Here is a 24,376-nt window from a genome sequence, read left to right as displayed (position 1 = left end):
AGCCTTCATGAGGCGGCGCGGAGAAGTTTGATTGTTCAGGCGCCGATCCACTGTAGTCACGGTAGCAAACGCCCGATCCGTTCCACGTGAAACAACCGACTCACCGTTCCACGTGAACCACCCACGTCTGTGTTCCACGTGAAACACCCGATGCAGAGGGAAGGCAAGAAGATTTGACGCCCGGCAGCTAAACAGACGGACAAGCGCCCCGAATAGCTGTATCCGCAATGCACTATCGACCATTCTGCGACGACGCGAGGCAGAAGGTCATGCTCTACGGTCCTTTGGGGAGGCTAGTACGACTGTCGACAACAGCGCCTGCAACACTGCATCTTGAACCTTGAAGGACCGGGCAGGCCGTTTCACGTGAAACACCTACGCATTCTCAACCATGCTGGCAATGCCTCACACGGGACTCGGCTGCGTCGGCAATAATGGTCTCCGAGTGGCCCTGTTTCACGTGAAACGCCGAGCTCTATCGAACTGCGGGGTAATATTCTGTGAATCAGGCGCACCCTGGCATCTCTCTCCCGGATTCGACTTCATCGATCCAGTGCTGTCGGAGATAGCAGATCAAGCGCTACGATCGATTCTGCTCCAGACGCTCGGCAACACGAAGACACAGACGCGCCATCTGATTCGTCCACATAGCCACGAACCCCAGGAAGTGAACAGAACCCAACCATTATGGACGATCGCGAGGGGGGCACAGGAGGAGGGCAGCCCCGGGACATCAGACAGAAGCACATGCTCAACCACTGTCTACGCTATACGGACCACGACGAACCGCAGCTGTGCCGGTTGAGGGTAATCTAATCGTTTCGCTAAAAACGTCTGTTTCACGTGAAACAATACCCGCCAACCGGCTCGTAGCTTGTAAAACCACGACGAACGACGAGCTTGCAGGTGGGAACTACGAGAATCCCTACGCCACCGCGTCCGTTTCACGTGAAACCGTACTTAGCAGCCAGCGTGTGGCTGGCTGTAACCACGACGAACCACGAACCTCCACGTTAGAATCACGAGAATCCCAACGCCACCGCGTCCGTTTCATGTGAAACCATCCTCGCGGACCAGATTGTGGCTGCAGGGCGAGGTCAAATCTGACGCTCCGACTACGATTCTCAGCACCGATTGGCTGAATCTGATGATGGTGTTTCACATGAAACCACAGGCATTTCGTTCCAACGAATTCTCACCGGATGGTCATTCTCAGAACGCACGTCATCGCAACAGTAGGTGTCCGTCGCTAACTACCGTGCGAAAGTTCCAGAATTTCCTGGTTTCGCGTGAAACATACTCATCCCCTGAAGTGCGATTGGCCGGTCTGCGAATGGACAAGAGACGGCGCCGCGCCGAACTTGGCTCGAGCCGGTCTGTGCTTGCGTAGGGGCCAGCCGATAGTCGTTCTGCGAGCGATCTGTGATCGGCATTGCGGGGAGCCCTAGTTGTCCATTCCTTCAACGGTCATGCAACTTGGCGAATCACGCGACGGCAGCGACAACGAAACGGCGCTGTCACGGGGAAATGATGCTGGAGCACCGTCGAATCGCAGACTGCACAACCGTTCACCTAACGATTGTTGGCCTGACGCTATCTGAACTGTCCGGCAGCGCGGCCGCTGAACAACGGGTGCAACGGGGACGCGGTACTCAGAAGGCGCGATAGAGGTGACTGTCCCCCGGGTGCGGCAAAGACACCTGCCGAGAAGCCGGGTGCCGTTCCGTTTCACGTGAACCCATCAAATAAGGGCCGATCACCCACGGAGATCAGCCGTTCCATGGAGTTCAGCCATTCCACCGAGCCTGCAGACCGCAGCCACGACGAACGGAATCGTCTGGGGACGTCGTACCAGCAACGGTTCAGACACATTCGACGAACGGGCGAAGGAGAGCTTCTGGATATACCCGACGACGACTTCAACCCCGAACTGACGGCAACCGAACACGAACTCATTGATTGAACAGTATCGTTTCACTCACGAATCGCACCAAGGCCCCGCTAGCTGTACTGCCCAGCGACGTTGGTTAAGCGGCTGATGGGTGGCTGGTTCCCGATGGCGGTGTGGGGCCGATGATGATTGTACTCATGGATCCATGCCGGTAGGGCCTCGCGGCGCGCGGTCTCGCTGCCATAGAGCCTGGCGTAGGCCCATCCGTCGTTCAAGGTCCGGTGGAAGCGCTCGATTTTGCCGTTGGTCTGGGGCCGGTAGGGCCGGGTCCGCTTGTGCTTGATGCCCAGGTCGGTGCAGGCATCACGCCAGGCGTGCGAGCGATAGGCGGAGCCGTTATCGCTCAAAACGCGCTCCACCTCCACGTCCCGGGCCGCGAACCAGGCCACGGCCCGCTCGAGCACGGCGATGGCCGTGAGGGCCTTCTCGTCGTTGTGGATCTCCGCGTAGGCGATCCTTGAGTGGTCATCGATCACGGTGTGCACGAACGCGGTACCCAGCCTCGGATGCCCGCTGGAAGTGCGCTGGCCGGTGCGGTTCGCCGTCGCCCGTGAGTTCTGTTCCCCGGCCTGCCGGCCCAGGAACCGATGTCCGCCGCCATCGGGGACATTGCCGAACTTGGTGACGTCCACGTGGATCATCGCCCCGGGATACGAGTGTTCATAGCGGCGGATCGGCTCGCCGGTGATCCTGTCGATGTAGCGCAGCCGGTTGATCCGGCACCGCACCAGCACCGCATGCACCGTCGAGGCGGCCAGGCCCAGGTGGAAGGCGATCTGGACCGGGCCCATGCGCTTGCGCCAGCGCAAGGCCACGATCTTCTTCACCATGGCCTGCGGGGTGCGGTTCGGGCTCGAGCGTGGCCGGCTGGGCTTGTCGGCCATGCCGTCCTCACCGTGGGCGCGGTAACGGTCCGCCCATCGTTTGGCCGTGGGCCAGGAGACCATGTACTGCTTCGCCGCGGTGGAGACACTCCAGCCCTCGTCGACGATGAGACGGGCAATCTTCAGACGTGCTTTTGGGGTCAATGCTGCATTAGCGTGGGACACGAAGGCCTCCTGTTTGTGAAGCGGTTTCTTAGACAGCTCCACTCCACATCAGGGGGCCTTCGTCATCCCATCAATTCAGATCGTGTCGTCGCAAGAATTCAACCAACCTGCCTGGGCAGTACAGCTAGCGGGCCAATCGACCTCTGTTTGCTGATGTTTCACGTGAAACCAGCGGGAATGGCGCCATTCAAACCGTCCAGCTTGCGAAGGATTCGCCTATCCACACGGGGAAATCAGCTCAACTCAGTCAGCTCTGGGTGCTCCGACTGATGTGACTCGTTCACAACAGGGCGGATGCACGATCGCATGCCCACAACCAGCGGAGGGGGCAACGAGAAGGTCAGCGGAGAAGAGAACGGGCGACTACTCGGTGGACTTCACGCCAAGCAGCGACAGGATTCGATCGAGATCCTCCTGGTTGGCGAACTCGACGCTCAGCTTGCCCTTGCGCTTGCCGACCGTGATGTTGACCTTCGTGTCGAGACGGTCGCCGAGTCGTTCGGCGACCTCGATGAACTCAGGCGCGACTCGTGACGTTGCACGTGAAACATTCACGGAGTCCCCACGATTGAGGAGGACGACGGCTTCCTCGGACGCCCGAACGGACAGTCCCTCTGCGACGATGCGCTGCGCGAGGACTTCCATCTGCTCGGGATCCTTGAGCCCGAGAATCGCCCGAGCGTGGCCGGCGGAGATCACGCCGGCCGCCACGCGACGCTGAACGAGCGGGGGCAGACGAAGCAGACGCAGGGTGTTGGAGATCTGCGGACGCGACCGACCGATACGCTCCGACAGCTCCTCCTGGGTGCAGTTGAAGTCCTCGAGCAGCTGTCCATAAGCTGCAGCCTCTTCAAGCGGATTGAGTTCAGCGCGATGGAGGTTCTCAAGCAGGGCATCACGGAGCAGATCGGTGTCATCGACGAAACGGACGATCGCGGGAATCGTGGCGAGGCCGGCTTCCTTCGTCGCTCGCAGGCGACGCTCACCCATGATGAGCTCGTAACGCTCGTCAGCGCCCGGCTTGCGTCGGACGACAACCGGCTGGAGAACGCCGATCTCACGGATGCTGTGAACGAGTTCAGCGAGTTGATCCTCATCGAAGACCGTCCTCGGCTGACGAGGGTTCGGGTCGATGAGTTCAACCTCGATCTCGCCGAACGCGGTGTCGGGGATCGAATCCATACCGGGTCCGTCGTCGAACTCGGGGCCGTCGTTCGAGGAGCCACCCGTGGAGTTCACTACTTCAGTAGTGTCAGTGGCTTCGACCTGCTTCTCACTCTGGTCAATGGTCTCATCCACCGGTTCGGTGGCGTCCACATCGGCGTCGTCATCGTCGAGCGAACCGCCCTTCGAGGTGTAGACCCCGGGGTGCTGCTCACGGACATCATCAGCCGTCTCAACGTCGTCGATCGACCGAGAATCGCCGATGGACGCAGAGCTCTCAACCGACGCAGAACTCGCGCTCGAACCGGCAACATCGTCAGGCGCGACCGACGGTACAGTCGTCTGCTCGTCGACTACAGCCGATTCATCGTTTGCGGAGTCGGAGACAGGAGCAGGCTTGACCGCGGTCCGCTTGTCCGCGGACGCCGGCACCTTGCTGGTCGCGGTCTTCGGAGTGGCAGTCTTCGCAGTGCCGGTCTTGGCGCCCGATGATTTCGCTGTCGACGCCTTTCGGGTCGACGACTTGGCCGAAGAGGACTTCGCCGTCGACTCGGTCTTCGCTCCGCCCGTCTTCGCACCGCTCGACTTCGACGCCGACTTCGCTGCACCTGATTTCGCAGAGGTGCCGACCGTGGCGCCCGTGCCCGATTCGGCCGCAGTCCCAGCTTTCGCAGCGCCCTTCGCCGCGCTCGTTGTGGCCGCAGACGCCTTGGTGCCGCCCTTCCGGGATCCACCCGCGGAAGAGGTCTCCGTGGCGTCCGCCTTCGGCTTGCGACGACGTGACGACTGCATCGACGCCGCAGGGTCGGTCCGCCGGGTCCGGGTCGACTTCGAGTCCTCGGCCGGGGCTGAACCGCGCGACTGCTCCTCGGCACTGCCGCCGGAGAAGAAGACATCGACGGGACGATCACTCGTCGCAGCGTCGGGGATGAGCGCGCCGAGACCCCGTCCCAACCCGCGCTTCTTGCGTTCAGCCACGTTCCACTCCTCGGTTCGCGATCTCTTCAGCAGCTTCCAGGTAGGACAGAGCGCCGCTGGAATGGGGATCATAGGTGATGACAGTCTGACCGTAGCTCGGTGCCTCAGAGATCCGCACAGACCGCGGAATCGCCGTGCCGAGCACCTGCTCCGGGAAGTGGGTCCGCACATCCTCGGCCACCTGGGCGCTGAGGTTCGTGCGACCGTCGTACATCGTCAACAGGATCGTCGAGACCGACAGCTGCGGATTGAGATGCTTCTGGATGAGCTGGATGTTCTTGAGCAGCTGGCTCAGCCCCTCGAGCGCGTAGTACTCGCACTGGATGGGGATGAGAACCTCACGGGCCGAGACGAAGGCATTGACGGTGAGCAGTCCGAGGCTCGGCGGGCAGTCGATGATGACGTAGTCGACCCGATCACCGGCAGCCGCCCGCTCCTCGAGGTAGAGACCGAGCGAACGCTGCAGACGCTGCTCACGGGCGACGAGGGACACGAGTTCGATCTCCGCGCCGGCGAGATCGATCGTCGCCGGCACACAGACGAGAGTGTCGAAGTCCGGCGCCTGCGCGACGGCGTCGCGCATCGGCACATCATCGATGAGCACATCGTAGATGCTCGTGACATCGGAGTAGTGATCGATGCCGAGCGCCGTGCTCGCGTTGCCCTGCGGATCGATGTCGATGACGAGGACGTTGAGGTTCTGCTTCGCGAGCGCTCCGGCGATATTCACCGCCGTCGTCGTCTTCCCCACACCGCCCTTCTGATTGGCGATCGTGAAGATGCGAGTGGAATCCGGCTTGGGAAAACTGACCTGCGCAAGGCGGTCGGCACGACGATTGTCGCGAGCGATCGCGGCACCTATCGGAGACGACTCGTCCATGATCGGCATTCGGCGCACTCCATCATCCATCGGGTTCACAAAGCTACTGACAGCCTAGACCACATTTGGTTCGTTCTATTTCTTCGCTATTTCCACGACACGACTGGGAACCTCGAGGATTCCGCCGTCCACGACGTGGATCGTCGGCTGCCCGAAGCGGTAGCGCTTGAGCAGCTTCTTCGCTTTGACGAGCTCACCCTCGACCGACTCACCCTTAAGCGCGAGGATCCGGCCCTCGGGCCCGATGACGTCGTGCGTCCACTCGACGAGTGTCGTCATCGCCTTGACGGCCCGCGCAGTGACGACGCTGAACATCTCCTCGTCGACGAGGTCCTCGACTCGGGCCCTGACGATCCGGACGTTGCTCAGACCGAGATCGTCGACGACCATCTTCAGCCACTCGACTCGGCGCTCCATGGGCTCGATGAGCACGACCTTCGCCTCCGGGCGCATGAGCGCGATCGGAATCCCGGGCAGTCCGGCTCCGCTGCCCACATCCCCGACGACGTCGTCGGAGGACACGAATTCAGCGACGACCGCACAGTTGAGGATGTGCCGCGTCCACAGTCGGTCGATCTCCCGCGGTCCGATGAGACCCCACTCGATGCCCGTGGTCGCCAGATGCTCCGCGTAGCGCTGGGCCAGCGGGAACGCCTCACCGAAGTACTCCTCGGTTCCCGCCGGGGGAACCTCGAGCGCGGAGAGATCAGTCATCTGCGGGGCGGACGACGACGTGGCGGCCCTCGCCTTCGCCTTCGGATTCCGACACCAGACCGGCCTTGGCGACCTGGTCGTGGATGATCTTGCGCTCGAAGCTGTTCATCGCCTTGAACGCGAACTCCTCGCCGGACTCCTTGACCTGTTCGATCGCGGCCTCGGCCTTGTCGATGAGCTCATCACGGCGGTTCGACCGGTAGCCGTCGATGTCGAGCATGAGCCATGAACGCTGACCCGTGCTCGTCTGCACAGCGAGTCGGCAGAGCTCCTGCAGAGCGCCGAGCGTCTTGCCGTCGCGACCCACGAGAGTGCGCAGGTTCGAGTCGTCCTCGTCCTCGCACACGATGGACAGCTGCGCACGCCCGTCGGCGACATCGATGTCGATGTCACCGTCGATGTCGGCGATGTCCATGAGCTCTTCGAGATAATCCGCCGCGATCTCGCCCTCTTCCTCGAGGAGCTCGGCACGGGTGGGCTTCGCAGCCTTGTCGTCGATGACTTCTTCTGACATGTCCTACCTCAGCGCTTCTTGTTCTTCTTGCGGTTCTTACTCACAGGCTGCTGACGCTGCCCGGACGACTTCGGAGCCTCCTCGGCAGGGACAGCGGCGCCTTTGACCTCTGCCTGCGGAACGGTCTTGCCCTTGCGCGCCTTGCGCTCGAGCATCTCCTTCTCCGCCTTCGACCCCGGTGCGGGCATGTTCCTGATGACCATGTGCTGCTGGACCATCGTCCACGTGTTCGACACGAGCCAGTAGAAGAGCACACCGAGCGGGAAGTAGATGCCGCCGATGCCGAAGACCACCGGCATGATGTAGAGGAGCATCTTCTGCGACTGCATCATCGGGTTGGCCATCGCGGCCTCCGACATGTTCTTCGCCATCATCTGCTTCTGCGTGATGAACATCGTCGCAGCCATGATGATGATGAGGACCGCGGTGAGCACCTTGACGGTGATGCCCGGATCCATGAAGGTCGCCGACAGCGAGACGCCGAAGACGGAGGACTCCTCGGCCTGCTGTGCGAGCTCCTGGGTGAGACCGCCGATCGCGTCGATGCGGCCTTCGGCCACGGCCTGCATGTTGTGGATGACGCGGAAGAGCGAGAAGAAGATCGGCATCTGCACGAGCAGCGGCAGACACGACGCCCACGGGCTCGTCTTGTTGTCGCGGAAGAGGCTCATCTGCTCTTCGGCCATGGCCTGGCGGGAGTACTGGTCCTTCTTGCCCTTGTACTTCGCCTGCAGCCGCTGGATCTCGGGCTGGAGGAGCTGCATCTTGCGCTGGGCGCGGATCTGGTAGACGAAGAGCGGAATGAGGAGAGCACGGATGACGACGGTGAGGCCGGCGATCGAGAGGACCCACGTCCAGCCGTTCGCGGCGGGGAGTCCGAGTGCGGTGAAGATGTCGTGGAAGATCGCGAGGATCCATGCCACTACCCACTGCAGGGGGTAGAGCAAGCTGTCGATCCAGTCCATTCAGTTCTCCTCGTTACAACGACTCGTGCGCGTCGTTCATTGTGCCATTGTTGTCAGTCGGTCGCGACATGGGCGCGGACCGGTGCGTCCGCGCGGGACGGGCGATCACGAGCGCTCCTGCCCGTGTCCGGAGCCGGTGGTCCTCATCGCCGCAGACCGAGCTTCGCGAGCGGAGCCGGGAACGTGATCGACCCCGCCGTGGGAGAACGGATTGCACCGCAGTATCCGCCATCCAGTTAACACCATTCCCTTGAGAACTCCGTGTATCTCGAAGGCCTCGAGCCCGTACATCGAGCAGCTCGGATAGTACCGGCAGACTTGTCCGTAGAGCGGGGAGACGACGATCCGATACGCCCGGATGAACCAGACGAAGGGCATCCGGGGCGCGATGCGCAGGAACCACCACACCCCCGGCCAGAATCCGGCCGGGCGGCGCGGCACCTCCGACTCATGTCTGAGGTCGTGTTCGGCGTCCACGATTCTGCTGCTTCTTCCGGGCCTTCTCGATGAGCACGCCCACTTCGGTCTCGAGGTCGGCGAAGGCCGCCTCGGTGGCATTGGGCAGTGCTCGGATGACGAACAGGCTGCCGGTCTCCATCTCCGCCAGCCTCGGGTGCATGATCTCCCGCAGCCGGCGCTTCACCTTGTTGCGCTTGACCGCGTTGCCGACGGCCTTGGATACGATGAAACCCACGCGCGGGGCGTGGGAATCATCTGCCTCTGACAGGCTGTGCGCCATGAGGTGGTCCGAGCGCACCCGAACGCCGGCTCTGAAGACTCGTCTGAAGTCCTCGCCGCGCCGGAGCCGGTGCGCATCCGGGATCAAAGGTCAGGCCGAGACTTCGGAACGTCCCTTGCGACGACGCGAAGCCAGGATGGCGCGACCGGCACGGGTCCGCATGCGCAGGCGGAAGCCGTGCTTCTTGGCACGCTTGCGGTTGTTCGGCTGGAAAGTACGCTTGCTCACTTGAGGTCTCCGATTTCTGGGTTGCGGGTGAACGCCTGACGCGTTCTCACAAAAAACGGCGGTGCGAGTCTCGACCGCCGAGCACTCCTGTGCATAAGAGCTAGAACAGAATCGGATGCAGCCCGGTACACAGGACACTCCATCTTAGCCAAGGCCGGAGAGGCCGGTCAAACCGGCCGATCATGTTTCACGTCACCGTCTCGGCCCATTCACTCACGTTCATCTCCGCGTCGACTGCCGTCTTCCACAAGTCACAATCATGTAGTTTTCCACACGCTTATCCACCCGTGTGGAGGATTGCCCGGTCGACTCGTCAGTCCTCCACAAACTGTGGAAAACTGTGTGGAAGTCATGCACAGGTGTGGACTGTGGGACGACCGCGAACGACAACAGAGAGGATCGACGGTGTCGAATTCTAAGAACGAGCTCATCAGCCAATGGCGAACGGTGGTCTCCAACCTGGATCAGGACGCCGACCTCACGAAGCATCAGAAGAGCTTCCTCTACCTCGCGCTGCCCAAGGCGATCGTCGACAATGCCCTCGTCCTCCTCGCCGTCCGCGACGAGCATTCCCGACGCACCATCGAGACCCGCCTCCGAGAACCTCTGACCAGGGAATTCTCTCGGGTCATCGGCTTCGACGTGACCTTCGGGTTCGTCGTCGATCCCGAACTCGACGTCCCGATCCGCTTCGAGGAGCTCATCGACGAGACCGACTACGTCGCCTCCGCGCCGACCACCGGCACGACGCCGGCCGGCCAGGGATCGACGACCGCCTCGGCACCCGCCGGCCAGACCGCCACGGCTCCTGCTCACGAGCACTCCGCCCCGGCCCCGGTGGAGACTCCGGTGGCCGAGCCCGCCCCGACCCCGGCGGACCGACCCGAGACCGCCACCCCCCGCCCGGAGACCGCGGCCCCTCTCCCCGAGGCGGCGCCGGGCGTGACGGGGATGCGGGAAGCGGAGATCGCCGAGGCGACCGCTGCCCCGGCTCCGCCCGTCGACGTTCCCGGCGTCGCCCAGCTCAACCCGAAGTACACGTTCGACACCTTCGTCATCGGCGCCTCGAACCGCTTCGCCCACGCCGCCGCCTTCGCCGTCGCCGAGGCACCGGCGAAGGCGTACAACCCGCTCTTCATCTACGGGGACTCGGGACTCGGCAAGACCCATCTCCTCCACGCGATCGGGTTCTACGCGACGCAGCTCTTCCCCGAGATCCGCGTCAAGTACGTGTCGAGCGAAGAGTTCGTCAACGACTTCATCAACACGATCGGCTCATCACGGACGTCGAACGCGCTCCGTCCCGCCTTCCAGCGGCGGTACCGCGAGGTCGACATCCTCATGATCGACGACATCCAGTTCCTCCAGGGCAAGGACGCCACCGTCGAGGAGTTCTTCCACACCTTCAACGCCCTGCACAACGAGGCCAAGCAGGTCGTCATCACCTCCGACCAGCCGCCGAAGATGCTCAAGGGCTTCGAGGAGCGGCTGCGCTCTCGCTTCGAATGGGGCCTGCTCACCGACGTCCAGCCCCCGGACATGGAGACCCGCTTCGCGATCCTGCGGCGCAAGGCCGCCGGCGAGCAGCTCGACGTCCCCGACGAGGTGCTCGAGTACATCGCCTCCCGGGTCTCGTCGAACATCCGCGAACTCGAGGGCGCCCTCATCCGCGTCACCGCCTTCGCCAACCTCAATGATCAGCAGGTCGACGTCTCGCTCGCCGAAACGGTGCTCAAGGACTTCATCACCCAGGACGACACCCCGGCGATCACCGCTGCCGACATCATGGGCCAGACGGCCGCCTACTTCAGCCTCACCCTCGACGACCTCTGCGGCACCTCGCGCTCCCGGACGCTGACGACGGCGCGGCAGATCGCGATGTACCTGTGCCGGGAGCTCACGGATCTGTCGCTGCCGAAGATCGGCCAGGCCTTCGGCGGCCGCGACCACACGACGGTCATGCATGCGAACAAGAAGATTCGAACGCAGATGGCCGAGCGACGGGCCGTCTACACCCAGGTCACCGAACTCACAAACCGCATCAAACAACAGCACCGCCTATAGAAGACGCTATGCACACCTGTGGATAAGTCTGGGGACAATCCGATCACAATGGGGATAACCCTGGGGACGAAGGCCGTCGAGCACGTGGACCGCTGTGAACTACACGCCTGTGCTTACCCAGGCCTCCCCGTCCGGTCATCCTGCGGTGCACAGGCGATCCACACCCTCGCCGAGGCGGCGATCCCCTGATCTCCGGCACCTCCCCGACCGTCGTCCACAGATTCCACAGGTGCTGATACTTCTGCTGTATCAACTCAAGGGGATAGGAGGGCGGACGCCATCGACTGCGCTCGGCGGACGGCTCGGCTACCGTGCGGTCACTCCGGAGGCTGAGGACTATTCGAACATCGCCTCGGCGATGATTCTCGGATCCGAGATCCGCGGTGGTGAGCACCGCCTCGGCGATCGTCCGGGCAGCCGTGACGACCACGCTCGGGTATCGGATCATCGGTTAGGCTGTGTACAGTTTTCCGAGCACCGTCAAGCCACAGTCGCGAGCACATCGGGTGATTTCCCGAAGGAGTGAAGTGAACGCCGAAGCAACCCCTCTGAAGTTCAAAGTCAATCGTGACGTCCTCGCCGACGCCGTGACCTGGGCGACCAAGACCCTCCCCAATCGGCCCTCCGCTCCCGTCCTCACCGGCATCCTCATCACCGCCGAGACCGGCGGCACGGTGCGCCTGGCCGTCTTCGACTACGAAGTCTCCTCCCGGGTCGAGATCTCCGCCGACGTCGTCTCCCCGGGCACCGTGCTCGTCTCCGGTCGACTCCTCGCCGACATCTCCAAGGCGCTGCCCAACCAGGAGGTCACCCTCGAACAGGTCGGGTCGAAGGTCGACGTCACGTGCGGTTCCTCGCGCTTCTCGCTGATGACGATGCCCGTGGCCGAATACCCGTCGCTGCCGCAGGTCCCCGACGATTCGGGCACCGTCTCCGCCGGGGAGTTCCAGAACGCCGTCTCGCAGGTCACGATCGCCACGTCGAAGGACGACACCCTGCCGATCCTCACCAGCGTCCGCGTCGAGATCGAAGGCGAGAAGGTCACCCTGCTGGCCACCGACCGCTACCGCCTCGCCGTCCGCGAATTCACGTGGAACCCGGGTCGCCCCGACGTCTCCGCGGTCGCCCTGCTGCGCGGCCGCACGCTCTCCGATGTCTCGAAGTCCCTCGGCGGGGATGTCACGATCGGCCTGAGCACGGATGCCGGCAAGGACCTCATCTCCTTCACCTCGGCGGGACGGGTGACGACCTCGCTGCTCGTCGAGGGCGAGTACCCGAAGGTCCGCTCGCTCTTCCCCGACTCCGTGCCGATCCACGCGATCGTCGAGACCGCGGTGCTGCGCGAAGCCGTGCGTCGCGTCTCCCTCGTCGCCGAGCGCAACACTCCGCTGCGCTTCGAGGTCAGTGACGGCATGCTCACCCTCCACGCCGGCACCGGCGACGACGCACAGGCCTCCGAGGCCGTCGAAGCCGTGCTCCAGGGCGAGCCGATCACCGTGGGCTTCAACCCGCACTACATCGCCGAGGGACTCGCGGCGATCGAGAGCCCCTACGTCAACTTCTCCTTCACCCAGCCGATGAAGCCCGTCATCATCTCCGGGCAGAAGGACCTCGACTCGTCGGCCGATGAGTCGTATCGCTACCTGCTCATGCCCACGCGCATCTGAATGTGGATATCCCGACTCTCGCTGCGTAACTACCGGTCGTATCCCGAGCTCGACCTCGAGTTCGGGCCCGGAGTCACCACCTTCGTCGCCGACAACGGCACCGGCAAGACGAACATCGTCGAGGCGATCGGGTATCTCGCGCATCTGCGCTCCCACCGGGTGGCGTTCGACGCCCCACTCGTCCACGAGGAGGCGAGCTCGGCCACCGTCTCCGCCCTCGTCAACCGCGGGACGCGGCATGCCGCCGTCGAAGTCTCCATCCAGGCCAAAGGCGCCAACCGCGCCCGGGTCAACCGCTCACCCGTGAGGATCAGGGAGATCCTCGGACTCGTCTCCGCCGTCGTCTTCGCTCCCGAGGACCTCGCCCTCGTGCGCGGCGAACCGGCCGAGCGGCGGTCGTGGATCGACACCCTCGTCGTCGCCCGCAATCCGCGCTTCGCCTCGGTGATCACGGACTTCGAGCGTGCCCTCAAGCAGCGCAACGCCCTCCTCAAGCGCCTCCGCGAGGACCGCGATCCCGGACTCGAGGCGACCCTCGACATCTGGAACATGGCCTACGCCGAGGCGGCCGCCGAACTCGTCTTCGGCCGGCAGAGGGTGCTCGCCGACATCGTCGACCCGCTCAAGGAGAACTTCGCCTACATCGCCGCCGACGCCCGCCTGGAGAGGCAGGGAGTGAGCGCGACCTACGACTCGCGCATCGACTACTCGCAGACCACCTCGGCGAGCGAGGCCCGCGAACTCCTCCTCGGCGCCCTCGAGCGGCGCCGGACGACGGAGATCGACCGCGGAGTCACCCTCCACGGCCCCGGACGCGACGACCTCTCCCTGATGATCGGCTCGCACCCGGCGAAAGGGTACGCCTCCCACGGTGAGACGTGGTCGCTCGCCCTGGCGATGCAGCTCGCCGGCTGGGATCTCCTCAGCGCGGACGCGGGATCGACCGCCGAACAGCCGATCCTCGTCCTCGACGACGTCTTCGCCGAACTCGACACCGGGCGACGCAACCGGCTGGCGGCACGGATCACCGCGGCCGAGCAGGTCCTCGTCACCGCCGCCGTCGACGCCGACCTGCCCGCGGGTCTCGATGGCGCGCGGATCGATCAGTCGACAATGCTCCGGACCGACGGCCCGGATGAGGAGCCCGCCTCATGAGCGGCATTCAACGCGACGAGGCGACCCCGGTCGCCGCCCTCGAAGCCCTCGACCGGGTGCGGCGGATGGAGGCGACCGAGGCGCGATTCGTCCGCAGTCGCCGCCGCTCCCGCATCCGCGCGGAGGTCACGTACACCTCGGCGGGCAAGGACCGACGCGATCCCACGGCGATCTCCTCGGTCCTCGGCGGACTCATCAGTTCCCGCGGCTGGTCGTCGTCGATCGACATCGGCAAGGTGCTCGGGCGCTGGCCCGACCTCGTCGGCGAACAGGTCGCCCGCCACTGCACTCCCGTCGACTTCTCTCCGCCGCTGCTCGTCATCGCCGCGGACTCGACGACCTGGGCCACGCAGCTGCGGGTGCTGCGTCCGACGATCCTTCGGGCCCTCGAGGCGGGACTGGGATCCTCGACGATCACCGAACTCGAGATCCGCGGGCCGGCCGGGCGGACCTTCAAGAAGGGCCGCCGCAGCGTGCGCGGACGCGGTCCGCGCGACACCTTCGGATAGAGGGAGATCGGCGATGTCGGCAGAATCAGCAGAAGGCCTGTAGCGGCGATAATCGGACCCGTCTGCGTCCGGGGGTACGTCTGCCGGGTCGAAAATCCCGATATGGACGTTTCTGTGCCGCTTGCGGGCATTTGTCAGCCGTGCGCGGTAGAATAGTGAGCTGATAACGTCCATTTGCACGAGGAGTCACATGACGACCGAGGAACAGCCCCATTACGACGCCGGGGACATCACGGTACTTGAAGGTCTCGAAGCGGTCCGCAAACGCCCTGGCATGTACATCGGGTCGACCTCGGAGCGCGGACTCCACCACCTCGTGCAGGAGATCGTCGACAACTCCGTCGACGAGGCGATGGCCGGATACGCCGACGACATCGACGTGACGATCCTCGCCGACGGCGGAGTGCGCGTGGCCGACAACGGCCGCGGAATGCCGGTGGCGATGCACCCGACCGAGCACAAGCCCACCGTCGAGGTCATCCTCACGATCCTCCACGCCGGCGGCAAGTTCGGCGGTGGCGGCTACGCGGTCGCCGGCGGCCTCCACGGCGTCGGCTCGACCGTCGTCAACGCGCTCTCCGAGCGCCTCGACGTCGAGGTCCTCCGCGACGGCTACCACTGGACGATGGACTTCCGCCGGGGCGTGCCCACCGGTGAGCTGCAGCGCGGGGAGCCGACGGACAGGACCGGCACGATCGTCACCTTCTGGCCCGATGCGGAGATCTTCGAGACCACCGACTTCTCCTACGAGTACCTGCGCGCGCGGTTCCAGCAGATGGCCTTCCTCAACAAGGGTCTGAAGATCAGGCTCATCGACGAGCGCCACGCCCAGGTCGACGACGACAATGTCCAGATCGACGAGGACGAAGAGGCCGACGCAAAGCCGCGCGAGGTCACGTACCAGTACGATCACGGGCTGCTCGACTACGTCGAATACCTCAACTCGGCGAAGAAGGTCGATCTCATCAACCCCGACATCATCGTCTTCGAAGCCGAGGAGACCTCCGAGACGCTCTCCCTGGAGATCGCGATGCAGTGGACGACGGCCTTCAGCGAGTCGGTCCACACGTATGCCAACGTCATCAACACGCATGAGGGCGGCACCCACGAGGAGGGCTTCCGCACCGCGCTGACCTCGCTCATCAACGGCTACGCCCGCGAGCAGAAGCTGCTGCGGGAGAAGGACCCCAACCTCACCGGCGATGACATCCGCGAAGGCCTCACCGCCGTGATCTCCGTCAAGGTCGGCGACCCGCAGTTCGAGGGACAGACGAAGACGAAGCTCGGCAACTCCGAGGTCAAGGGCTTCGTCCAGCGCGTCGTCCGCGACGAGCTCGGACACTGGCTCGAGTCGAACCCCGCCCAGGCCAAGGACGTCGTGCGCAAGGCGCTGCAGGCCTCGCAGGCCCGACTCGCCGCGCGCAAGGCCCGTGAGGCGACCCGGCGCAAGGGCCTCCTCGAGTCCTCGGGCATGCCGGCAAGCTCAAGGACTGCCAGTCGAAGGACCCGAACATCTCCGAGGTCTTCATCGTCGAGGGCGACTCTGCCGGCGGTTCGGCCGTGCAGGGACGCAACCCGTTCACGCAGGCGATCCTGCCGCTGCGCGGCAAGATCCTCAACGTCGAGAAGGCCAGGCTCGACCGGGCACTCGGCAACAACGAGGTCCAGGCGATGATCACCGCCTTCGGCACCGGCATCGGCGAGGAGTTCGACCTCGACAAGCTCCGGTACCACAAGATCATCCTCATGGCCGACGCCGACGTCGACGGCCAGCACATCACGACGCTGCTGCTCACCCTGATCTTCCGGTACATGAAGCCGCTCATCGAACACGGCTACGTCTACCTCGCGATGCCGCCGCTCTACAAGATCAAGTGGTCGAACGCGCCCTACCAGTTCGCCTACACGGACAAGGAGCGCGACGCGCTGCTGGCCACCGGCAAGGCCGAGGGCAAGCGGCTGCCCAAGGAACAGGCGATCCAGCGCTACAAGGGCCTCGGCGAGATGAACTACGAAGAGCTGTGGGAGACGACGATGGATCCCGACACGCGTCTGCTCCGGCAGGTCACCCTCGACGACGGGATCGTCGCCGACGAGATCTTCACCGTCCTCATGGGCGACGACGTCGACTCACGTCGCCGCTTCATCCAGGAGAACGCGAAGGACGTCCGCTTCCTCGACATCTGAGCCGGCATGCGGATCCGGATGCCCCACCTCGGCGCCGGATCCGCACTCCTGCCACGCACATTCCATCCGCCGCCGTTCGCCACGGACCCCGCGCCTTCACGGGCGGGAGCGCTGCTCCCGCTGAGGGAGAGGGCACCGAGGCCAGAAGAACGGTCACGACACAAGGGAAGAGCCCACATTGGCTGACGATTTTGAAACCCCCACCGAGATCAACCGCGTCGAACAGGTCGATCTCAACCTCGAGATGCAGAAGTCGTACCTCGACTATGCGATGAGCGTCATCGTCGGGCGCGCGCTGCGACGTCAGCGACGGACTCAAGCCCGTCCACCGCCGCGTCCTCTACGCGATGTACGACGGCGGGTACCGCCCCGACCGCAACTTCTCCAAGTGCGCCCGCGTCGTCGGCGACGTCATGGGCCAGTACCACCCGCACGGCGACTCCGCGATCTACGACGCCCTCGTCCGCCTCGTCCAGCCGTGGACGATGCGCTACCCGCTCATCGCCGGACAGGGCAATTTCGGCTCACCCGGCGACGACGGGGCCGCAGCACCGCGGTACACGGAGTGCAAGCTCGCGCCGCTGGCCATGGAGATGGTCCGCGACATCGACGAGGACACCGTCGACTTCCAGCCGAACTACGACGGCCGCAGCCTCGAGCCCGTCGTCCTGCCCTCCCGGTTCCCCAACCTGCTCGCCAACGGCTCGGCGGGCATCGCGGTGGGCATGGCGACGAACATCCCGCCGCACAACCTCCGCGAGCTCGCCGCCGGCGCCCAGTGGCTCCTCTCCCACCCCGAGGCGACGAAGGAGGAGGCGCTCGAAGCCCTCCTCGGCATCGTCAAGGGTCCCGACTTCCCGCTCGGGGCGACGATCCTCGGCCACAAGGGCATCGAGGACGCCTACCGGACCGGCCGCGGATCGATCACCCAGCGCGCCGTCGTCGAGGTCGAGGAGATCCAGGGCCGCACGTGCCTCGTCGTCACCGAGCTGCCCTACATGGTCAACCCCGACACGCTCGCGGCGAAGATCGCCTCGTACGTCAAGGACGGCAAGGTCGCCGGCATCGCCGACCTCCGCGACGAGTCCTCGGGCCGCACCGGCCAGCGCCTCGTCATCGTCCTCAAGCGCGACGCCGTCGCGAAGGTCGTGCTCAACAACCTCTACAAGCACACCTCGCTGCAGGAGAACTTCTCCGCGAACATGCTCGCGCTCGTCGACAACGTGCCGCGCACCCTCTCGCTCGACTCGTTCCTGCGCCTGTGGGTCAAGCACCAGATCGAGGTCATCGTCCGCCGGACGAAGTTCCGCCTCCGCAAGGCCGAGGAGCGCGCCCACATCCTGCGCGGCTACCTCAAGGCCCTCGACGCCCTCGACGAGGTCATCGCCCTGATCCGCCGCTCCCCGTCCTCGGACGAGGCGCGGACCGGGCTGATGGAGCTCCTCGAGGTCGACGAACTCCAGGCCAACGCGATCCTCGACCTCCAGCTGCGTCGCCTCGCGGCCCTCGAGCGGCTGAAGATCCAGGAGGAGTCGGAGAAGATCGAGGCCCTCATCGCCGAGTACAACCACATCCTCGAAACGCCTGCGCGCCAGCGTGAGATCGTCTCCGAGGAGCTCGACGAGGTCGTCGACCGGTTCGGCGACGACCGCCGCACGAAGATCCTCGCCGGGTTCGACGGCGACGTGTCGATGGAGGACCTCATCCCCGAGGAGGAGGTCGTCGTGACGATCACGCGCGGCGGCTACGCCAAGCGCACCCAGTCGACCCTCTACCGCGCCCAGCATCGCGGGGGCAAGGGCATCAAGGGCGCTCAGCTGCGCGGCGACGACGTCGTCGAGCAGTTCTTCGTCACCTCGACGCACAACTGGCTCCTCTTCTTCACGAACACCGGCCGCGTCTACCGCGCGAAAGCCTATGAGATCCCTGAGGGTTCCCGGGACTCCAAGGGACAGCACGTTGCGAATCTCCTGGCACTTCAGCCGGGTGAGACGATCGCGAAGGTGCTCTCGATCCGCGACTACGACGAAGCCGAGTTCCTCGTCCTCGCGACGAAGTCCGGTGTCGTCAAGAAGACCCGCCTGAGCGAGTACGACTCGAACCGCACCGGCGGCGTCATCGCCATCAACCTGCGCGAATACAAGGGGGAGCCGGACGAACTCGTCTCCGCACGCATCGTCGGATCCGAGGACCACCTCCTCATGATCTCCCGCAAGGGCATGTCGATCCGCTTCGCAGCCGACGACGACTCGATCCGGCCGCTCGGCCGCGTCACCGGCGGTGTCACCGGCATGAAGTTCAAGGACGACGAGCTGCTCACCATGGACGTCGTCCAGCCGGGCACGTACGTCTTCGTCGTCACCGAGGGCGGCTACGCCAAGCGCACCCCGGTCGACGAGTACCGCGTCCAGGGCCGCGGCGGCCTGGGAATCCGAGTTGCGAAGATCACCGAGCAGCGCGGAGACTTGGTCGGAGGCCTCATCGTCGACGAGGGAGAAGAGGTCCTCGTCGTCATGGAGCGCGGTAAGGTGGTGCGATCGAATATCGACGAGGTTCCTGCGAAGGGACGCAACACCATGGGTGTGGTGTTCGCGAAGCCGGGCAAGAATGACCGTATCATCGCAGTAACCCGTGGACCCGAAACCGCAGTGGAAGACGAAGACGACGCCGAGGTTCCGGCACTCGAGGGCGCAGCTCCTCAGGCCGCGGCACCCGAGACCGAGGGTGCCCAGCCCGAGGGTGCTGCGACCGATGGTGCCGACACCGCCGGCGCAGAACCTGAAGGTCTGGACCCCGAGACCGGCAGCGAGGATGTGGAAGAGTGAGCGACAACAAGCAGTCAGGACCCGGCAAGATCATCCGCACATCGAGCGGATCGACCCGTCTGACCGCCGGTTCCGGCAAGAGCGAGACCGCTGCGAGCTCGGGTTCGTCCGGGTCCTCCGGTTCCGGCCGCTCGGGCTCCTCGGGATCGTCGAACAGCGGGCGCGGCGGTTCTGCGCCGCGCACCGGCACCTCGGCGAAGGCGGAGAAGTCCGCTGCCCCGGCGACGGAGAAGGCCACAGTCGTCGCTCCGCCGGCCCCGAAGGCCTCGCCCAAGCCCGGCCGCGCACCGTCGACGGGATCGGCACCCACCGCCCCGGCCACCTCGGCGAGCACGCAGACCGCTGACTCCCAGTCGACCGCCTCCCAAACCGCGGGCGGGACCGGCAGCGGTCCGGCCACCTCGGTGATGGGCAACGTCGCGAACACGGTGCGCGCAAGCTCCGGCGGCGTGAAGATGGGCGTGAAGAACATGGTCGACAACGGCAAGGGGAAGAAGCGGAAGGGTCCCCGGACCGTCCGCCTCACCGTCGCCGCCGTCGACCCGTGGTCGGTCATGAAGATGTCGTTCCTCATGTCCGTGGCCATCGGCATCGCGACGATCGTCGCGTTCGTCGTCCTCTGGATCGTCCTCCAGGCCACCGGCGTGATGAGCGGCCTGGAGGCGACGATGACCGAGCTCGCCGGCGCGGAGTCGGCTGAGCGGATCGTCGGCATCTTCGGCTTCGGCCGGGTCGTCGCCGCGGGCTTCATCATCGCGGTCATCAACATCGTCCTCATGACTGCGCTCTCGACGCTGGCGGCCTTCGTCTACAACATCGGCTCCCTCATCGCCGGAGGCTTCCACCTGACGCTCACCGACGACTGAGCTGAGTCTCAAATGACCGGTCTGAACTGACCGGTCCGGCAGCACAGGATCCGCGCGCCGGCACGCTGTGAGGCGTGTCACGGCGCGCGGATTTGTGCAGGGGATGCGCCGTTCGGTATATTTTTACTTCGGGTTCACCCCGAAAAGGGCCTATAGCTCAGGCGGTTAGAGCGCTTCGCTGATAACGAAGAGGTCCCTGGTTCAAGTCCAGGTAGGCCCACTTCCTTTCGAGGAGGATCATGAAGAAGTGGATTCTCTCCGGTCTCACCCTTGTGGGGCTGGGGGTGTTCTTCCGGTGGCGGCACACGAATCAGCGTGCCCAGGCCGAATGGTCAAAGCACACCGACTCGGTGTAGGGTGATAACCCACCTGGGGGTATGGCGCAATTGGTAGCGCATCTGCTTTGCAAGCAGAGGGTTAGGGGTTCGAGTCCCCTTACCTCCACTCGAGAGCAATTGAGACAGCACTCGCAGGCGTTGGCCCCGGACCTCTGGTTCGGGGCCTTCGTCGTGCCCGGGATGTGTCTGCTGCCCCAGCCCTTCTCGATACTGTTGCCGTCCTCGATACTGACTGTCATCCTCGATACCGGATCCCGTTCCGCAGAGACGATTCGTCTCCTTCCGACCCGTCTCGGGCGTCACACACAGCCGGAGTGAACTAGACTGCCCAGACCAGACTGCCCCGAACGGCGGACCATCCAGAGCTCAACGACGGAAGCGAGGAGGGCATGGAACGTGTGACCGGTATCGGTGGGGTCTTCTTTCGCGCTGAGCGGCCCGATGAGCTGACCGCCTGGTACGAACGGCATCTGGGAGTCGAGGCACCTCCCGAGACCTACGACACGCCCTCGTGGTGGCAGCAGTCCGGCCCGACCGTGTTCGCGGCCATGCCCGCGGACTCGGAGCATTTCGGTGGACCGGCCAAGACCTGGTCGGTGAACTTCCGCGTCGCCGACCTCGACCTGATGGTTTCGCAGCTGCGGCAGGCCGGGATCGCGGTGGACGTCGATCCGGAGACCTATCCCAACGGCAGGTTCGCGATCCTCACCGACCCGGAAGACAACGTCATCCAGCTCTGGGAACCGGCTGGCGCCGACGCATCCGGGGTGGCGACGGATCCGGAGTGAGGTCCCAGCCCAGGTTGCGTTCGCGCGACAGGCTCACCGTCGGGTGCTGCTCGGCTCCTGTCTGTTCCCTCGGTGCTTCCCCGCCCGGCGGTACCGGATACAGCCTCCGCGGAGGCCGCACGTCGGGGACGGACACACTGTGCGGCCTCAACTCATCCGCACGAGCGCTTGATCGAGCATCCGGACAGCGATGGACACGGTGCTCCCTGCGCCGCGCGTTGAACGAGTTGCATGGCGAGTGCACTCACGTCAGCGTCGTGAGGACGCCGCCGTCGACTCGCACCGCCGCTCCGTTGATCGCTGAGGAACGACGACCGGCGAGGAAGACCACCACGTCGGCGATTTCCTCCGGGTCGATGAAGCGTCCGAGCAGCGACGTCGGGCGCACGAGGCCGGATTTCAGCTGTTCGGTCGAAATCTCCCGTTCTGCCGCGATCTCCTCGATGCGTGCGGAAACCCCGTCAGAATAGGTCGGACCACCGAGAACGGTATTCACGGTCACCGCAGTGCCCTTGGTGAGTTTCGCGAGTCCGTTGCTCAGTGCCAGCGCCGCGGCCTTGGTCGTTCCGTAGTGGATCATATCCGCGGGCACATCGACGGCCGACTCGGTTCCGATGAAGATGATTCGGCCCCAATTCCGCGTGAGCATGCCGCCGAGGAGGGCCCTCGACAGCCGCACTCCGGCCATGAGGTTGACAGTGAGATACCGCGACCACTCATCATCGTTGATCGTCGTGAAGTCGGCGACGTCGAAGATCCCGGCGTTGTTGATGAGCACGTCGACCCCGAGGTCTCGGAGCCGGTCGAGGAGCCCTGATACCTCCACGCTTACGGCCAGATCGGCCGCACACCCGCTGATCGACGCTCCGGGCACCGCAGCACGGATTCGATCGATGGCCGCGTCGACTGCCGGTTCGGTGCGTCCGTGCACAATCACCTCGGCGCCGTCAGCCGCACACCCCACAGCGATGGCATGGCCGATTCCACGAGTCGACCCACTGATGAACACAGTTTTGCCCTGCAGACTCATCGTTGCACTCCCTGCCGCTCATTTACTTTCTCAGACAAGTAAAAACTAAGCGCGAATGGTTTCCTGGTCAAGTAATCGACTACTGTGGTCGGATGACCTCCGAGGAATCCTCAGATCTGCAGCGCGGCGGTCCCCTCTCGGGGTCTCAGCTCGAGACCTGGTCGGCCCTGGCCACAGTGCTCGAATGGCTGCCGCCGGTGCTCGATGCGCAGCTGCAGGAGAACTGGGGGATCAGCCACTTCGAGTTCGGCATCCTCTTCGCCCTGTCAGAAGCCGACGGGCACACGTTGCGAATGAGTGCCTTGGCCCGGTTTGCCAACAGCACTCTTTCTCGCCTCTCCCGTGCAGTCGCACGTCTTGAGAAGCGAGGGCTGGCAATCAGGAACGCCGATCCCGACGACGGTCGGGTCACCGTTGCGCGACTGACTGAGAGCGGCCTCGACATCGTCTCCGACGCGTCTCCGGCCCACGCCGAGCTGGTCCGTCGTCTGGTCTTCGATGCGCTCAGCGACGATCAGGCGATGGCGCTCCGGGACGCCAGCCTGAGAATCGCCGATGCCATCGACGCGGGTGCCGGTTGGCGTCCGAAACAGTGAGTTCGGCTCCCGCCCGCGGTCAGCTGCCGGAGAGGATGTCCTTGACGAGCGGGACCACCGATTCCCCATAGAGGCCGATCGACGTCTGCAGCGCGGCGTGCGTGACCTCGGCCTGGTCGTACTTGAGGTCGAAGCGGTTGACGCCGAGGGCGCGCACGGTTCTCGCGATCTTCTTCGCCACGGTCTCCGGGGAGCCGACGTAGAGGGAGCCGGACTCGATCTCCGCCTCGAAGTCGCCCGGCTGCGGCGGGGGCCAGCCGCGTTCGCGGCCGATCTTCTTCCGCGACCGCAGCCAGCCCTCGGCGACGAGCTCGCGCGCCGCCTCATCGGTGTCGGCGACGAGGCCCGGCGAGTGGATGGCCACGGGCCGATGCGGCACACCGTATTCGTCCTGCGCGCGCTTGAAGAGGTCGACATAGGGGGCGAACCGCTCGGGTGCGCCGCCGATGATCGCGAGGAACAGGTTGAACCCGTACTTCGCGGTGCGCACCACCGATTCGGGGCTGCCGCCGACCCCGACCCAGGCGGGAATCGGCTTCTCCGTGGTCGGGTACGCGGACTGGTTCGACAGCGGCGCCCGCGTCGTTCCCTGCCACGTCACCGGCTGGTCCCGCAGCAGCTTCGCGAGCAGCTCGAGCTTCTCCTCGAAGAGCACCTCGTAGTCGCTGAGGTCATACCCGAAGAGCGGAAACGACTCGATGAACGAGCCGCGTCCCGCGACGATCTCGGCCCGTCCGTGCGAGACCGCATCGAGGGTCGCGAAGCGCTCGTAGACTCGCACCGGGTCATCGGAGCTGAGCACGGTGACCGTCGATCCGAGATGGATCGACTTCGTCCGCGCCGCAGCCGCCGAGAGCACCATCTCCGGACTCGAGACGGCGAAGTCGGGCCGGTGATGCTCCCCGACCCCGAAGAAGTCGAGACCCACCTCATCGGCGAGGACCACGTCGTCGACGATGTCGCGGATCGCCTGCGACTGCGTCACCGGGGAACCGTCACCGCTGATCGTCACCGCCCCGAAGGTGTCGACCCCGAACTCCACGTCCCTGCCTGCTGAGTCTGTCTGCGTCGTATCCTCAGTGTCCGTCATGATCCTGCCAACGCCGAGGCGGTGCGAAAGATTCCGTGTCAGCACCGCATGCGACGCTGGAGGCCGGAGAGGAGAACTG

The 24,376-nt window shown here is 64.7% G+C and carries 20 protein-coding genes, 2 tRNA genes and 1 pseudogene; 12 read left to right on the top strand and 11 right to left on the bottom strand.

Annotated elements, in window-relative coordinates; all coding sequences use genetic code 11:
• Positions 1-2,001: 2,001 nt before the first annotated feature.
• From AC2W7K_RS00325 to rpmH, 9 genes are all read right to left on the bottom strand, one after another.
• Positions 2,002-3,000, bottom strand: a complete 999-nt coding sequence (locus tag AC2W7K_RS00325; protein WP_344250248.1) for an IS481 family transposase — start codon at positions 2,998-3,000, stop codon at positions 2,002-2,004.
• Between the two features lie 363 nt (positions 3,001-3,363).
• On the bottom strand, positions 3,364-5,142 hold the full coding sequence (locus AC2W7K_RS00320) for a ParB/RepB/Spo0J family partition protein (protein WP_332839535.1): 1,779 nt from the start codon (positions 5,140-5,142) through the stop codon (positions 3,364-3,366).
• The gene (locus AC2W7K_RS00315) at positions 5,135-6,031 is read right to left on the bottom strand and encodes a ParA family protein (protein WP_140955427.1); all 897 of its coding nucleotides are present in this window, start codon (positions 6,029-6,031) and stop codon (positions 5,135-5,137) included. Before AC2W7K_RS00315 ends, AC2W7K_RS00320 begins: the two co-directional genes overlap by 8 nt.
• Positions 6,032-6,097: 66 nt before the next feature.
• On the bottom strand, positions 6,098-6,736 hold the full coding sequence (rsmG, locus tag AC2W7K_RS00310; protein ID WP_198500085.1) for a 16S rRNA (guanine(527)-N(7))-methyltransferase RsmG: 639 nt from the start codon (positions 6,734-6,736) through the stop codon (positions 6,098-6,100).
• Positions 6,729-7,250 carry a Jag family protein gene (locus AC2W7K_RS00305; protein ID WP_198500086.1) on the bottom strand — a complete coding sequence of 174 codons (522 nt, stop codon included), beginning with the start codon at positions 7,248-7,250 and terminating at the stop codon, positions 6,729-6,731. The genes rsmG and AC2W7K_RS00305 overlap by 8 nt, the downstream gene beginning before the upstream one ends.
• An 8-nt stretch (positions 7,251-7,258) precedes the next feature.
• Complete coding sequence (gene yidC / locus AC2W7K_RS00300; protein ID WP_198500087.1) at positions 7,259-8,215, bottom strand: membrane protein insertase YidC; 957 nt, start codon at positions 8,213-8,215, stop codon at positions 7,259-7,261.
• A gap of 105 nt (positions 8,216-8,320) precedes the next feature.
• Complete coding sequence (gene yidD / locus AC2W7K_RS00295; RefSeq protein ID WP_332839536.1) at positions 8,321-8,692, bottom strand: membrane protein insertion efficiency factor YidD; 372 nt, start codon at positions 8,690-8,692, stop codon at positions 8,321-8,323.
• Complete coding sequence (gene rnpA, locus AC2W7K_RS00290; protein ID WP_198500088.1) at positions 8,664-9,041, bottom strand: ribonuclease P protein component; 378 nt, start codon at positions 9,039-9,041, stop codon at positions 8,664-8,666. The genes yidD and rnpA overlap by 29 nt, the downstream gene beginning before the upstream one ends.
• Before the next feature lie 3 nt (positions 9,042-9,044).
• On the bottom strand, positions 9,045-9,182 hold the full coding sequence (rpmH, locus tag AC2W7K_RS00285; protein WP_009376895.1) for a 50S ribosomal protein L34: 138 nt from the start codon (positions 9,180-9,182) through the stop codon (positions 9,045-9,047).
• A gap of 405 nt (positions 9,183-9,587) precedes the next feature.
• On the opposite strand from rpmH, the gene dnaA reads away from it, so the two are divergent.
• The 11 genes and pseudogenes from dnaA (at position 9,588) to AC2W7K_RS00230 (ending at position 21,581) form a co-directional block, all read left to right on the top strand.
• Entirely contained in the window at positions 9,588-11,246 is a 1,659-nt protein-coding gene (dnaA, locus tag AC2W7K_RS00280; protein WP_198500089.1) for a chromosomal replication initiator protein DnaA, read from the top strand.
• Between the two features lie 527 nt (positions 11,247-11,773).
• A complete protein-coding gene (gene dnaN / locus AC2W7K_RS00275; RefSeq protein WP_171006973.1) occupies positions 11,774-12,913 on the top strand; it encodes a DNA polymerase III subunit beta in 1,140 nt (379 codons plus the stop codon).
• Positions 12,914-14,068, top strand: coding sequence for a DNA replication/repair protein RecF (gene recF / locus AC2W7K_RS00270; RefSeq protein WP_198500090.1), 1,155 nt, complete (start codon positions 12,914-12,916; stop codon positions 14,066-14,068).
• On the top strand, positions 14,065-14,577 hold the full coding sequence (locus tag AC2W7K_RS00265; RefSeq protein ID WP_198500091.1) for a DciA family protein: 513 nt from the start codon (positions 14,065-14,067) through the stop codon (positions 14,575-14,577). Before recF ends, AC2W7K_RS00265 begins: the two co-directional genes overlap by 4 nt.
• Positions 14,578-14,767: 190 nt before the next feature.
• The gene (locus AC2W7K_RS00260; RefSeq protein WP_486005644.1) at positions 14,768-16,252 is read left to right on the top strand and encodes an ATP-binding protein; all 1,485 of its coding nucleotides are present in this window, start codon (positions 14,768-14,770) and stop codon (positions 16,250-16,252) included.
• Positions 16,138-16,764, top strand: a complete 627-nt coding sequence (locus tag AC2W7K_RS00255) for a toprim domain-containing protein (protein WP_486005643.1) — start codon at positions 16,138-16,140, stop codon at positions 16,762-16,764. Before AC2W7K_RS00260 ends, AC2W7K_RS00255 begins: the two co-directional genes overlap by 115 nt.
• 244 nt (positions 16,765-17,008) lie before the next feature.
• Positions 17,009-19,589, top strand: a pseudogene (gene gyrA, locus AC2W7K_RS00250) (DNA gyrase subunit A).
• Positions 19,586-20,455 (top strand): DUF3566 domain-containing protein, encoded by an 870-nt coding sequence (locus AC2W7K_RS00245; RefSeq protein ID WP_249120965.1) that lies wholly within the window; start codon positions 19,586-19,588, stop codon positions 20,453-20,455. Before gyrA ends, AC2W7K_RS00245 begins: the two are co-directional and overlap by 4 nt.
• A 146-nt stretch (positions 20,456-20,601) precedes the next feature.
• Positions 20,602-20,675 (top strand) — tRNA-Ile (locus AC2W7K_RS00240).
• A 151-nt stretch (positions 20,676-20,826) separates the two neighbouring features.
• Positions 20,827-20,899: transfer RNA gene (locus tag AC2W7K_RS00235), tRNA-Ala, on the top strand.
• A gap of 283 nt (positions 20,900-21,182) precedes the next feature.
• A complete protein-coding gene (locus AC2W7K_RS00230; RefSeq protein ID WP_211978517.1) occupies positions 21,183-21,581 on the top strand; it encodes a VOC family protein in 399 nt (132 codons plus the stop codon).
• A gap of 244 nt (positions 21,582-21,825) precedes the next feature.
• Here the strand turns inward: AC2W7K_RS00230 and AC2W7K_RS00225 are convergent, their stop codons facing one another.
• Complete coding sequence (locus AC2W7K_RS00225) at positions 21,826-22,611, bottom strand: SDR family NAD(P)-dependent oxidoreductase (RefSeq protein ID WP_211978516.1); 786 nt, start codon at positions 22,609-22,611, stop codon at positions 21,826-21,828.
• A gap of 92 nt (positions 22,612-22,703) precedes the next feature.
• Here AC2W7K_RS00225 and AC2W7K_RS00220 point away from each other — a divergent pair, with 92 nt between their 5' ends.
• On the top strand, positions 22,704-23,207 hold the full coding sequence (locus AC2W7K_RS00220; protein WP_211978515.1) for a MarR family winged helix-turn-helix transcriptional regulator: 504 nt from the start codon (positions 22,704-22,706) through the stop codon (positions 23,205-23,207).
• A gap of 19 nt (positions 23,208-23,226) precedes the next feature.
• Here AC2W7K_RS00220 and AC2W7K_RS00215 read toward each other — a convergent pair whose 3' ends face one another.
• Complete coding sequence (locus AC2W7K_RS00215; RefSeq protein ID WP_211978514.1) at positions 23,227-24,297, bottom strand: Atu2307/SP_0267 family LLM class monooxygenase; 1,071 nt, start codon at positions 24,295-24,297, stop codon at positions 23,227-23,229.
• Positions 24,298-24,376 lie beyond the last annotated feature (79 nt).

It is taken from the genome of Brevibacterium sp. LAARM2_SD2 (genome assembly GCF_057364785.1).
This window is presented reverse-complemented; position numbering and strand designations above follow the sequence as displayed.

What these genes read in the sequence shown, in the direction of transcription:
- AC2W7K_RS00315 (WP_140955427.1), bottom strand. Translation starts at nt 6,031, where the DNA reads ATGCCGATCATGGACGAGTCGTCTCCGATAGGTGCCGCGATCGCTCGC.
- rsmG (WP_198500085.1), bottom strand. Translation starts at nt 6,736, where the DNA reads ATGACTGATCTCTCCGCGCTCGAGGTTCCCCCGGCGGGAACCGAGGAG.
- AC2W7K_RS00305 (WP_198500086.1), bottom strand. Translation starts at nt 7,250, where the DNA reads ATGTCAGAAGAAGTCATCGACGACAAGGCTGCGAAGCCCACCCGTGCC.
- yidC (WP_198500087.1), bottom strand. Translation starts at nt 8,215, where the DNA reads ATGGACTGGATCGACAGCTTGCTCTACCCCCTGCAGTGGGTAGTGGCA.
- recF (WP_198500090.1), top strand. Translation starts at nt 12,914, where the DNA reads ATGTGGATATCCCGACTCTCGCTGCGTAACTACCGGTCGTATCCCGAG.
- AC2W7K_RS00265 (WP_198500091.1), top strand. Translation starts at nt 14,065, where the DNA reads ATGAGCGGCATTCAACGCGACGAGGCGACCCCGGTCGCCGCCCTCGAA.
- AC2W7K_RS00260 (WP_486005644.1), top strand. Translation starts at nt 14,768, where the DNA reads ATGACGACCGAGGAACAGCCCCATTACGACGCCGGGGACATCACGGTA.
- AC2W7K_RS00230 (WP_211978517.1), top strand. Translation starts at nt 21,183, where the DNA reads ATGGAACGTGTGACCGGTATCGGTGGGGTCTTCTTTCGCGCTGAGCGG.
- AC2W7K_RS00225 (WP_211978516.1), bottom strand. Translation starts at nt 22,611, where the DNA reads ATGAGTCTGCAGGGCAAAACTGTGTTCATCAGTGGGTCGACTCGTGGA.
- AC2W7K_RS00220 (WP_211978515.1), top strand. Translation starts at nt 22,704, where the DNA reads ATGACCTCCGAGGAATCCTCAGATCTGCAGCGCGGCGGTCCCCTCTCG.
- AC2W7K_RS00215 (WP_211978514.1), bottom strand. Translation starts at nt 24,297, where the DNA reads ATGACGGACACTGAGGATACGACGCAGACAGACTCAGCAGGCAGGGAC.